This window comes from Chamaesiphon sp. (genome assembly GCF_041737865.1).
GTDB lineage: Bacteria > Cyanobacteriota > Cyanobacteriia > Cyanobacteriales > Chamaesiphonaceae > Chamaesiphon.
Genome location: NZ_JBGSQZ010000276.1, coordinates 1 through 12,533 on the forward strand (window position 1 = coordinate 1; position 12,533 = coordinate 12,533).

The following is a 12,533-nucleotide window of genomic DNA, read 5'->3' on the forward strand; positions in this document are numbered from 1 at the left end:
GGACTTTTGTCCGTCAATCAGGTTCGGATGATTAATAAAAATTATGATTGATTATAGTTGCATCCTAATTTTTAATGAATTAAATTAGATCGATTAACGATCGATCTAATTTAATGCCATTTATTGACTTTTTCAGCAAGCTCGATTTAGAGATAATGGCAGAGTGTATTCTCATCGGTGAAACTTCGCGGATCGAAGCTGTCGAAAGATTTCGATCCGTGCATCCTAGCTCATTCTAAAAGCTATCAATACTTGTCCAGTAGATACCATTTGTCCAGGCATACAATAAATAGCCTCGATCGATCCTGCTTCCTCCGCCTCGATCGTCATTTCCATTTTCATTGCTTCGAGAATCACTAATTTATCTCCTATTTTTACTACATCTCCTGGCTTCACTAAAACCTGCCACACATTGGCTGTTAAATGAGCGGAGATCGGTGTGCAGTTGGGTGGAAGATCTAGTGTTGGTACTGAAGGAGCTGGTTCTGGTTCGATCGATTGCCTAGTAAATTCTCCGGCAGCTTCCCAAGCATTTCGTTCGGCTTGAAAGGCGGCTTGTTGGGTATTTTTAAATCTTGCAATATCATCAGCATTATCAATCAGAAATTGCTGATATTCTGCTAGGCTAAAAGTTGTCTCTTCAATCTCTAGTTTAACCCGTCCATAAATTAGATCTTCGCGATATTGCAATAATTCTGATGGCGAAACTGGGAAATATCTAATTTGGTCGAAAAAGCGCAATAACCACGGTTTGGTAAAGTCCGCCGTTTGTCGATAACGATTCCAAATTGGCACGGTGCGCCCGACAAATTGATAACCACCAGGCCCTTCCATGCCATAGATACACATATAAGCTCCGCCAATGCCGACGGCATTTTCGGGTGTCCAAGTTCGAGCAGGGTTATATTTAGTAGTAACTAAACGGTGACGCGGATCGATCGGGGTAGCTACGGGCGCACCTAAATAAACATCCCCCAATCCTAATACTAAATAACTGGCAGCAAAAACAATTTCACGGACGGATTCAACTGAATCTAAGCCATTAATCCGCCGGATAAATTCGATATTACTCGGACACCACGGCGCATCGGCGCGAACCGATTGGATATACTTATCGATCGCGAGTTGAGTGGAATCATCATCCCAAGATAGGGGTAAATGCACAATCCGCGTGGGTACGGTTAATTGCTCGATACTTGGTAAATTTGATTCGGCGGTGGTGAGATAGTCGAGTAATTCTCGATCGAGTAAGATCCGACTATCATAATGAACTTGGAGCGATCGAATTCCAGGAGTAAGATCGATGATACCTTCGATTGGATTTGATTTGAGCCATTCCATTAAGGCGTGAATCCGAAACCGGAGATTGAGATCGAGGACTAATTCACCGTATTCTATTAATAGATATCGATCGCCCGATCGACGGTAGATAGTTTGGTTATTTCCAGCAATTGATGCTGTCTCTGGTAAATAATATTCCTGCGGAGATCTGGGTTGTGGAACGAGTTGTTCGATCTCTCGATCTTGTGCCAATTCTAGAGCATTTGCCCGATCGATCGAGATTGGCTGAAACCGAACTTTATCACCTGGTTTGAGTTGACCGATTTTCCACAATTCGGCTTGCACGATCGTCGCGGGACAAACAAAACCCCCTAAACTAGGGCCATCATGGGCGAGAATAATCGGCATATCGCCTGTAAAATCTACAGTCCCGATCGCATAAGCATTATCGTGAATATTTGATGGGTGCAATCCCGCTTCACCGCCATCAGTTCGCGCCCACTCTGGTTTCGGACCGATCAGTCTAATTCCCGTTCGCGCTGAATTGTGGTGGATCTCCCAGTCAGTAGCGAAAAACATCTCAATATCCGCAGGTGTAAAGAAGTCTGGCGCACCATGAGGGCCATAAATTACTCCGATTTCCCAGTGATTCGTACAGGTAGGAATTAGATCGGGGTTTAGACTGACGAGGGGGATATTTTTAGGTGAATCGTTGAGATGTAGGACATCGCCAGTGCGGAGTGTTCGCCCCCCATGACCGCCAAATTGACCGAGAGTGAAGGTAGATTTGCTGCCGAGATAGTTGGAGACATCAAAGCCGCCAGCGACCGTCAGATAGCTTCTGTAGCCATTTCCGGTAATGCTGGAGAGCTTTAAAACGCTATCTTTTTTAACATAAATTACCGTCCACCACGGCACGGGTGCGCCATCGAGGGTGGCTATCATCTGCGCTCCCGTCAAACAAATCGCTCGATCGCAATTGAAGCGAATTTTTGGCCCCGACACGGTACACTCCAGTCCTGCAGCATCTGGAGGGTTATTTAAGAGTCTGTTCCCCAGTCTAAATGCTAGATGGTCGATCGGTCCGGATGGCGGTACGCCGACATCCCAGTAACCGATCCGCCCTGGATAATCTTGAATAGTAGTCTGAACACCAGGATCGAGAATATCGATCGATTGGGGTTGATAATTTAAGGTATTTAAAAACTGAGTGTGGACATTTCCCGCTCGATACTCAGGGTGAGCAATTGCTTGAGCTAAGTAGTCGAGATTGGTTTCAATTCCGGCAATCGTGCTATTGGTGAGAGTAGTTTGAAGTTTAGAAATTGCCGCATCTCGATCTATTCCATATACCAAAACCTTGGCTAAGAGCGGATCGTAGTAGGGTGTGACCTCGGTACCTGCGGCGATCCAACTATCGACGCGCACATATTCGGGGAAACTTACCGCTGTCAGCAAGCCAGCACTCGGCTGGAAATTGTGATGGGGATCTTCGGCGTAGATGCGGACTTGAATTGCATGTCCTTGGGGTTGATAGTTGTAGTTAGCTAAATCGAGATCTGCACCTGCTGCTAACTGTACCATCCATTCAACCAAATCGATGCCACTGACTAATTCTGTCACGCCATGTTCGACTTGGAGACGAGTATTTACCTCCAAAAAGTAGAATTCCTGACTATCAGCATCGACGATAAATTCTACTGTACCAGCCGATCGATAGTTGACAGCTTTACCTAATTTAATGGCGGCTGAATATAGTTGCGATCGCAAGTTTTCATCGATACCTGGAGCGGGGGTTTCTTCAACTACTTTTTGATTGCGGCGTTGGAGCGAACAATCACGTTCTCCTAAAGCAACTACATTCCCATTCCCATCACCAAAGATTTGAACTTCGATATGTCTGGCGCGGGGTAGATAACGCTCTAGGAAAATTCCCCCTTGACTAAAATTTTGCCTGCTCAATCGATCGACTCGATCGAATGCTGCTGCTAAACTACTACTATCTCGACAAATTTCCATCCCAATCCCACCACCGCCAGCCGTACTTTTGAGCATCACTGGATAACCAATCTGGGACGCGATCGTTTCTGCTTGGGATTGACTCTCCAGTAATTCACTGCCAGTTAACATCGGAATGCCATTATTAGCCGCGATCGATCGGGCAGTATGTTTGAGTCCAAATTGTTGGATTTGGGCTGGTGTAGGCCCGATAAAGGCAATCCCAGCAGCTTCGCAAGTCGTCGCAAATTCGGCATTCTCACTCAAGAATCCATAGCCGGGATGGATGGCTTGGACGCGATTTCCCTGAGCGATTTGCAAGATTCGATCGGCTTGTAAATAACTTTCAGCGGCGGTAGCTTTGCCAATACAGAATGATTCGGTTGCCATATTTACATGCGGTGCATGTCGATCGATTTCAGAATATACTGCGATCGATTGGATGTTCAACCTGTCGAGGGTGCGGATGATTCTACAGGCGATTTCGCCACGATTGGCAATGAGGATTCGATCGATCATAATAATTTGGCATTAGCTAGATATGGATTAGGCGAGATACCAGTTTTTTTCTGTCACCTCATCTGCTGGAAATAGACATTCAATTCTGATTTCCTGAAGGGTAATGTCACAGGGAGTAACCAGCGTGGCGATCATCGCGAAAAACCGCAAATCTAGATCTTTTTTCTTGAGGTGAGTTGTAAGAATCAAATCATTCTGCGTGGATTCTCCTTCTGCTGAGGCAGACGCTTCGCGAACAGAGACATTTTGTGAACGACTTGAGGCATTCCAGAGATCGGCAACACCAGGGTAACTGACGAGTTCATCAAACAAAAAGGCGGACTGTTCGCTCTCAATCGATGAATTTGCTTCGCGATGTACCCGCTGAAGCAAAGATACAGCCAGTTCTTCCCAGTCAGCAATAAACGGACGTAGCCCCTGCGGATCGAACATAGCTTGCATCAAATTGATTTTCCCATCAATACAGAAGAGGGTTTGCAATTTGTCAGGATCGATGAATATGTTGAGTAGTCGGGTAGCTCCTTTGTTGGCTAAGAGTAAATTCCAGTAACGATCGATGACAATGGCTGGATATGGTTCTTGTTGACGAAGGATAAAACCGATGGCTTTGAAAATCGATGACATTTCTGGAGCCGATAGATCGATCTCTGTATGAATGGGCGCAAATCCAGCCGCACTGAGCATCATATTTTGGTATCTCAGCGGAATTTCTAAAACGGTTGCCAATTGCAACACCATCGCTTGACTGGGCTTTGCTCTTCCCGATTCCAGAAAACTGATATGACGTTGGGAAACTTGGCTAGAAGAGGCTTTGCCAACACATTCGTTCAACCCAACCTAAGCATGGTTTGGGGCATCCCAAATCACCAATCGAATTGGTGTGGGATTATAGGCATTGCAGGGATTATTTACTTGGGGACAATTGGAGATTAATACCATTACATCCATCTCCGCTTGTAGCTCGACTATTTTACCTGCTTCAGAAATACCATCGACAATTTCCAAACTACCATCGGCACTCACTGGCACATTCATATAGAAGTTAATATTACTCACCAAATCCCGCTTGTTCATCTCATACTTACTCAGTTCTAGTAAGTAGTTTTCGACACAGGCGTGGAGATGTTTTTTATGCAATCCATAGCGAACAGAATTACTCTCCATACTGCACGCGCCACCGACGGTATCATGACGACCGCAGGTATCATTAGTCACTGTCATCATCACATTCCCTTCATTGGAAATAATCTTGGTGCCAGTAGTAATAAAGATGTTGCCTTGACGAACGATCGTATCGGGGGCACTATATCGCTCGGATGAATCGTGAGCGTTATAGAATAGGGTATCGACGGCTTGATTACCTTGGAGGTCGATAATGCGGAGGATCTGACCGGATTTGACCACTCGCGACCAAGGTTGACGAGCTGGAATTACTTCATCGTAAATAGCATTAGCCGGATCGAGTGTGGGATTAGAAATTGTAGAAATCATGTTTATTTTATTAGGGTTAATGATGTTAATGGATGTGGAATCGATTTCTTCAGTTAAGACTGAGATCTTTACCCCCCCCAACCCCCCTTATAAAGGTGGGGCTTTTCTTATCTTGCTCCCTCCCCTGCTTGGTTCGCTAAACCGTCGGGGAACCCGACGAGCGCGAATCCGCTTTACAAGGGGAGGGCTGGGGTGGGGTAAATCAGCCACGCAACAATTCAAATAACTTGGATTAATTACAAATCGATTAATCCTGAGCAAACAATGCGTCGGTATTGATAAATCCCCGCACGACTTCAGGATTAGCCGTCCGACAAGCATCGTCAAGAGTAGGTGCTGGCGATTTCCAGATCGTTAATTGAATCGGCTGTGGATTGTATTCAGTACTCGGATGCAAAACATGAGGGCAATTTGACACGATCGCGAGGATATTCATTTCAGCCCGTAAGTCGATATAACTACCCGCTTTCTCGCAAGTGCGATCGTATTGCAAATCCCCATCGGGCGATACAGCCACACGACTGAATAGATTGATATTTGGCATCAAATCTTTGCGGGTTAAGCCCCGTTTACCCAACGCTTTGAGGAAGTTATTTCGAGAGTTGCGTAAGCTCGCATCGCCATAATTTACCTCATTACTCGTTCTGTTACTACAACCACAGATTAAGTCATGACAGCCAGACGTATCGCTAGTAATCGAGCATAATATTCTGCCCATATCCGAATACATCACCATCCCCTGTTTCAAGAAGGCATTGAATTGGATTTTGGCTGTGTCGGCGACATTCAGCCGTTCGATCGGATTGTCGGCATTGTAGCAAGCTAGGGCTACACCGTGCGATCCGGCTAAGTCGGTAATCCGTAGCGTATTCCCACGTTTGATGATGCCATGCCAGTAGTCGCCACCTGACAATTTTTCGTCAAAGAGGACTAGATTGGGGTCGATTTCTTGGTGTGGAGCTAGGGTAATAGTCATCACAAGTTATCCAGATTGGGTGTGTAATTTTGGTCACAGAATATACCAATAGCTGAGGAGTTATCCCCAGTATTGCTAAAGTAGTTCTCCCGGGCTTTTTTCCCGCCGTGTGACCGAATTAGTAGTGTAGATCCACCCCAATCGGCTGCTTCTCTCGGACCAGTCATCGATAATATCTCGATCGGAACCCTAGAAGCGATCCTGACTTGTATTTAATTTAATAATTTTGGCAACCTATCGAACTGCCTTGAATGAATCATAGCAGATCGAATCCAAAAAGTGGGCTAGTCGATCGAATATTTTTCAATCTCTGAGCAAAACGATCCCACAGCACCTTTATTTGCCTGAAAAATAGTTACGCTACATTACTAAATCTAAATAATTGTATGATTGGATACAATTTATCTGATAGCGATCTTGTTAGTTTTATTTACTATGATGCTAGACTAATCGAACTAACTAACTTACAGCAGCTTGAGTACTCACGATCGTTGATGTCTCAAGCGCAAATTATTGGGTATTTTTTATGCGCCGGAAATCGATACTATCGACTTGCCTTTTACTCACATCTGTTTTGACCCTAAATGTCAGTTGTAGTAATCCAGGCACAAAGGTCGCTCCTAAAACTGACTCTACTAGTTCGTCTAATTCTAATACTACAGTGGCAGATGTTAGGTTAGGATTTAGTGCTTGGCCGGGATGGTTTCCTTGGCAAGTTTCCCAAGACCAAAAAATATTTAATGCTAATAAAGTATCAGTAGATTTAAAATGGTTTGATGGCTATCTTGACTCAATTTCTGCCCTCAATGCCGGAAAACTCGATGCTAACAGTCAGACATTGGGAGATACGATCGCTTCGATCTCTGGTGGCGCAGATCAGGTAGTGGTGTTGACCAATGACAACTCTACAGGTAATGATAAAATCATTGTTAATAAAAGTATTAAATCTATTGCCGACCTAAAAGGTAAAAAAATTGCTGCCGAAGAAGGTACCGTCGATCATTTTCTATTATTACAAGGTTTAAAAAAAGCTGGATTAACTGCCAAGGATATTAAGTTTGTACCTCTAGAAACTGGTAAAGCTGCCGCTGCTTTTGCCGCCGGACAAGTAGACGGAGTAGCTGTCTTTGCACCCTTTACTACCCAAGCTCTAAAATTAGCTGGAAGTAAGGAGTTATTTAGTTCTAAAGATTTTCCTGGCTCGATTTCCGATCATTTGGTTGTCAGCCGAAAATTTATTACCGAACATCCCGAAAAAGTCCAAGCAATGGTTGATAGTTGGTTTGCGACTTTAGACTATATCAAAGCTAATCCCGATCCAGCCAATAAAATCTTAGTTAAACGAGCAGGTGTGAGCGATAGTGAGTACAAAGAATATGCCCAAGGAACGCGAATTTTTACTGTCGCAGAAAATCTCAAAGCCTTTGAAGCTGGTAATGATATGACTTCTCTACCTTATGCGGCTGCAAAAATGAGCGCGTTTTTAAGTGAAGTAGGATTGGCGAAGAGCAAACCGGATTTAACTAAAATATTTGATGACAGATTTATCAAAGCTTATGCCGCCAAAGCTAAAAAATAACGATCGCGATAATCCATCAAATCGGCGGGATCGATCGGCTCTACGTCCGTCAGTATTTTGGCGATTAGCGGAAGATATTCCTCAATCATTAAATTGGACGCTGATGGGGATTTCGATCGGCCTACCGCTAATATTATGGTGGGGTGTGACGACTTTTGGATCGATCGATCCCAAGTTTCTCCCATCCCCTTCAGCGGTGATTATTGCTGCTAAAAGATTGTGGGAAACGGGAGAATTACAACAAGATACGATCGCGAGTTTATGGCGAGTTGGAGTTGGCTTTTCACTCTCTGCTGCTATTGCTATTCCTGTAGGTGTGTTGATGGGAAGTTTCCGCAGCATTCGAGCATTGCTAGAACCATTATTTGGTTTGATGCGCTATATGCCTGCGCCAGCTTTTATTCCGCTATTAATTCTCTATCAAGGCATTGGCGAAGAACCTAAAATTACGCTCATCTTTATCGGTACATTTTTCTTTAATGCGCTGATGGTGATGGATACAGTTAAGTTTGTATCCAAAGATTTAATCGAGGCGACTTATATTTTAGGTGGAAATCGCATCCAAACTTTATTGATGGTGATTTTTCCACATGTGATTCCAGGTATTTTAGATGCTTGTCGGATTAATTTAGCTGCTGCATGGCAATTAGTCATCGTTGCTGAATTAATTGCCGCTACAGAGGGGCTAGGTAGAAGGATCAGTGTCTCTGGTAGATTTTTAAAAACCGATGAGATTTTTGTCGGTATTATTGTGATTGGCGCGATCGGTTTAGCCTTAGACTTGTTATTTCAATACATCATCAGAGTTTTCTTTAAATGGTCTAATAAGTAATATTTATTATTATGAACTCGTCAAGCCCAAATTTACGACCGATAAATTTTTGGACAGAAATAACGATCGAGTCTAAAATGTCATACTTGATACTGTCGATCGAGATGATTTACCCGATAATGTAATTGGGTTACTCTAGGCTTTGCTGACTAAAGTTAAACTACTATCATATTAAAATTAGATGTTCCTACAAATTGATAATTTATCCAAACAATTTACTACTCAGCATCAAGATATTACAGTACTCGAAAATATTAATATTGAGATCGAACAAGGTGAATTTGTTTGTGTAGTGGGTGCTTCTGGTTCGGGAAAATCTACACTCTTACGTCAAATTGCTGGACTAGATACGCCTAGTAGTGGGGAAATTCGGATTGGGGGTGTACCCGTACGCGGGCCTAGTCCCGATCGCGGTATGGTATTTCAACACTATACTTTATATCCCTGGATGAACGTCCAAAAAAACACAGAATTCGGTCTGAAACTTCAGGGAGTATCATCACGAGAAAGACGGGAACGCGCTAGTTATTATCTTGATGTCGTGGGGTTGAGTGATTTTGCTCAATGCTTACCCAGCCAATTATCTGGAGGTATGAAACAACGAGTCGCGATCGCGCGTGCGCTAGTGTGCGAACCTAAAATCCTATTAATGGATGAACCTTTTGGAGCGTTAGATATACACACGAAAGAGTCGATGCACGAATTTATTATCGACCTTTGGCAACGTACTAAAATTACGATACTTTCGATTACTCATGATGTTGAAGAAGCTGTATTTCTGTCTAACCGGATCTTTGTACTTAGTTCTCGCCCTGGTACAGTCAAAAATGAGCTGATTATTAATTTACCCGATCGCGCCGCCACCGTCAAACGCCACGCTATTTTTCAAGATTATCGAGATGAATTAATGATTTTACTGCGCCAGCATGGAGCAGAAAGTTTACGATCGGCATCAACCTAGTCAGCTATTAACTGATTTAAGATAATTACGCCAACCCCCAAACTCAGTTATTTCGCATTTCCCCTGACATAGAAAAGGTTCGCCTAGAACGCCCAAAACCTCACTATTATCGGCTAATTTAATTTTGCCAATACACAATCCGGCGGGTTCTTGGTGTAAGATTTGGACTAGTCCCGCTACAGGTAAAGACCAGATTTCTAAAGCGATGGATTGTCCTCCTTCACCCACTCTCATCATCGCTGGATGGCGATCGTCGATCGACCACAAACGGTAAATCGGGGCGGTAATTGCTTCTCGCTCAAACATCGCCCCAACCTGCTGCAAATTACCATTTAACTCCAATCCCTGCATCAAAGTTCCGTTGACAGCTAACTCACAATTTGGCATACTCTCAATTTTAGATTTAGGTGAATATTAAATTAACTCTTTAAGTATCTACTCAACTATTCGCGATCGCCTCTGTAGTGGAGATCGGGATCTGCTCTGAATCTTGCCCAGTGGGTAAGTAATTCATAAATAGCTTCATCTGACTCATTTGCACAGCACCGAAAATGGTGGCAAAGGCGGCATCTGCGGCATCCCGCCCTGTGCCCACGCGTACTAGCCCGTTTTGTGGCGCGAGCCGAGTCGGATCGAACAGGTACCAACGATCGCCCAGATAAGCCTCAAACCAGGCATGAAAATCAGGAGGATTCAAACCGTAGGCGTAGCCAGAAACAAACCGTGCGGGGATGTTTAAGGCGCGACAGAAGGCAATCCCCAGATGAGCAAAATCTCGACAAACGCCGACGCGTTCTAAGACTGTATCGCTAACAGATGTGAAAGAATCACTGCTACCAGACACATAGGTAATCCGATCGTAAATCCAGTTACAAATAGCTGTCACCCGCCCATAACCAGGGACTAAATTACCAAATTCAGCTTCGGCGAGGCGAAATAGTCGATCGGATTGACAGTAGCGACTCGGATAGAGATAGTGCAAAATATCGAGGGGGATGTTGGCTGGATCTACCTCGATAATCTGACTGGGATCTGAATAATCGTGAGTTGTCTCGACGATCGATCGATAGGAAATTTTCAACTCTCCGGCGGGGGCATTGATTCTCAAGTAGCGGTTGCGATCGATCGGTGCAATGTATTCCTCAATCTGAACGGTATCACAATGTAGGTCTTCCTGCACGATCGTCTGATAATCATTGCTGACAACACCAATATTAAAAATTAGCGTACTTGGTTCGCCAATGTTGTAGTTTAACTCACAGCCAAGTTCATACTTTAGCATCTATTTCCCTAAATAAAATAATCATCAATGCCTACTAGTTGCTATCGTGGGTGTAGCTTCTCCCCAGGAGAATCGTTGAGCTATTAATATACTAGAAATAATTTTATGCCGATCGAGACTTGCTTTCCACTCGCAATTTATTATGACGATTTGCCAGATGCTCCAAAACATCAACAGCAACTACTAGACGCTGTATTGCAACTAGAGCGAGATGGTGCCGAACGCCGTAACTATCCTGAGATGGCTTGGACGGGCGATCTACATGGAGTAGAACAAATTCATCTCAATCCGAGTTTTGCGTGGATTGTAGAGCAAGTAGAGCGGCATACAGCGATCTATTTACTAGAGCTGGGTGTGGATCTGACTAAAGTGGATCTCTACATTCAACGGGCATGGCCGATCGTCTCACGGACAGAACAAGAAATCGGTTCTCATTGTCACAATACGGCACATATTAGTGCTGTTTACTATATCAAAGTACCAGCCGAGGGCACTTACGATCCTGGGCGACTAGTATTCTTTGATGATGCACGAGTAAATGAAGTTAGCCCAGGGTTGGGTAGTGAGAATACGGATATTATTGGTGATGATAACTATCTAAATCAGCTCCAAACCGCTTATGTACCTGTAGAAGGGCGACTATTAATGTTTCCAGCAAAACAACGTCATGCCGTAACGATGAATGAGACAGAGGAATTACGGGTATCCTTATCCTTTGATATCGTACTGACGGCAACTGCTACAGCGGCGGGTGCGTATGAGTTTTTGACACCACCACCGAGTCAATGGCAGCGGTTTAAGTCATTTGGGGGCTAAATTTTTGATTAGTCGTAGGGTGTTAGCGCAAGCGTAACGCACCATCTGAGGCGATCGATGGGAACATTAAGTAGAATCAGTCGAGTCAACCTGATAGCGATCCTAAATCAGATACTGGTGCTCATGCGGCTTGCGCCTAACACACCCTACATCAACCTAGCTTCCCATTTAGGATTGCTTAGAAGCTTTACATCCGTAAATACGTTGAGACATTTCATCAGCAGATTTTCCACCTTTGGATGGGAGTTGACGAGACTCCCATCGATCGGTTAGTGTTCAGATTCATGTAGCTTGGAATTTTAAGATTAATTAATTTATGAAAAATTTTTTACTTCTATTTCTATCGGCACCTACTGTCCTCAGTACTATACTACCTCTAGTCACAGCGACCGAACCTGTGTTAGCTGAAGGGACATCTGGAATGCAGGATAAATTCTGTGTCAGTGCTCACGCCCGACTTGTTTGCGTAAAATCTTCTCGTAGCAATCCACTCAAATCAACACTCATCGCCAGAGCACAGGCTGAAGCTAAAAACCCTGACGCTTTCGTCAACTTTAGCGACGAAGAAAGTGATGGTGCCGTCGCTGTATTCGGTTGTGATTGCCCTAATTGTATCCGCTCTCTGCGTCAACTCCGGATAATGGCACAAGTTAGTTGATATACTCTAAACGGTTAAGATCTGGACTTTTGCAAAAGATTGAAAATTGAGTGTTAATAGGCTGTCTAGCTTTTCTTTCCGGTCTGTATTCGCGGTGCCGATACAGGTGGAAATTTCCGCTTTAAAATCAGCAAAATTCT

General features: G+C 44.0%; 11 protein-coding genes and 1 riboswitch. Of the genes, 5 read left to right on the forward strand and 6 right to left on the reverse strand.

Going from position 1 to position 12,533, the window contains the following annotated elements; all coding sequences use genetic code 11:
* Positions 1 to 225 precede the first annotated feature (225 nt).
* The 4 genes from uca to ACEW9J_RS21020 form a co-directional block, all read right to left on the reverse strand.
* Positions 226 to 3,798, reverse strand: a complete 3,573-nt coding sequence (gene uca / locus ACEW9J_RS21005) for an urea carboxylase (RefSeq protein ID WP_373547037.1) — start codon at positions 3,796 to 3,798, stop codon at positions 226 to 228.
* A gap of 27 nt (positions 3,799 to 3,825) precedes the next feature.
* On the reverse strand, positions 3,826 to 4,629 hold the full coding sequence (locus tag ACEW9J_RS21010; RefSeq protein ID WP_373547038.1) for a helix-turn-helix domain-containing protein: 804 nt from the start codon (positions 4,627 to 4,629) through the stop codon (positions 3,826 to 3,828).
* Between the two features lie 6 nt (positions 4,630 to 4,635).
* Positions 4,636 to 5,289, reverse strand: a complete 654-nt coding sequence (locus tag ACEW9J_RS21015; protein ID WP_373547039.1) for an urea amidolyase associated protein UAAP2 — start codon at positions 5,287 to 5,289, stop codon at positions 4,636 to 4,638.
* 247 nt (positions 5,290 to 5,536) lie between these two features.
* A complete protein-coding gene (locus ACEW9J_RS21020; RefSeq protein ID WP_373547040.1) occupies positions 5,537 to 6,265 on the reverse strand; it encodes an urea amidolyase associated protein UAAP1 in 729 nt (242 codons plus the stop codon).
* 84 nt (positions 6,266 to 6,349) lie between these two features.
* A riboswitch (guanidine-I (ykkC/yxkD leader) is annotated at positions 6,350 to 6,469 on the reverse strand.
* A 322-nt stretch (positions 6,470 to 6,791) separates the two neighbouring features.
* Here ACEW9J_RS21020 and ACEW9J_RS21025 point away from each other — a divergent pair.
* The 3 genes from ACEW9J_RS21025 to ACEW9J_RS21035 all read left to right on the forward strand — a co-directional run bounded on the left by ACEW9J_RS21025 (position 6,792) and on the right by ACEW9J_RS21035 (position 9,637).
* Positions 6,792 to 7,844, forward strand: coding sequence for an ABC transporter substrate-binding protein (locus tag ACEW9J_RS21025; protein WP_373547041.1), 1,053 nt, complete (start codon positions 6,792 to 6,794; stop codon positions 7,842 to 7,844).
* The gene (locus ACEW9J_RS21030) at positions 7,822 to 8,676 is read left to right on the forward strand and encodes an ABC transporter permease (RefSeq protein ID WP_373547042.1); all 855 of its coding nucleotides are present in this window, start codon (positions 7,822 to 7,824) and stop codon (positions 8,674 to 8,676) included. Before ACEW9J_RS21025 ends, ACEW9J_RS21030 begins: the two co-directional genes overlap by 23 nt.
* Positions 8,677 to 8,857: 181 nt before the next feature.
* Positions 8,858 to 9,637: an ABC transporter ATP-binding protein gene (locus ACEW9J_RS21035; protein WP_373547043.1), complete on the forward strand. Its 780-nt coding sequence runs from the start codon at positions 8,858 to 8,860 to the stop codon at positions 9,635 to 9,637.
* Here ACEW9J_RS21035 and ACEW9J_RS21040 read toward each other — a convergent pair whose 3' ends face one another.
* Together ACEW9J_RS21040 and ACEW9J_RS21045 are read right to left on the reverse strand one after the other, a co-directional pair.
* Positions 9,638 to 10,024, reverse strand: a complete 387-nt coding sequence (locus ACEW9J_RS21040; protein ID WP_373547044.1) for a glutamyl-tRNA amidotransferase — start codon at positions 10,022 to 10,024, stop codon at positions 9,638 to 9,640.
* 52 nt (positions 10,025 to 10,076) lie between these two features.
* Positions 10,077 to 10,919 carry a transglutaminase family protein gene (locus tag ACEW9J_RS21045; protein WP_373547045.1) on the reverse strand — a complete coding sequence of 281 codons (843 nt, stop codon included), beginning with the start codon at positions 10,917 to 10,919 and terminating at the stop codon, positions 10,077 to 10,079.
* Between the two features lie 105 nt (positions 10,920 to 11,024).
* Between ACEW9J_RS21045 and ACEW9J_RS21050 the strand changes: the two genes are divergently transcribed.
* Entirely contained in the window at positions 11,025 to 11,735 is a 711-nt protein-coding gene (locus tag ACEW9J_RS21050) for a TIGR02466 family protein (RefSeq protein WP_373547046.1), read from the forward strand.
* A gap of 316 nt (positions 11,736 to 12,051) precedes the next feature.
* Positions 12,052 to 12,393, forward strand: coding sequence for a hypothetical protein (locus tag ACEW9J_RS21055; RefSeq protein ID WP_373547047.1), 342 nt, complete (start codon positions 12,052 to 12,054; stop codon positions 12,391 to 12,393).
* Positions 12,394 to 12,533 lie beyond the last annotated feature (140 nt).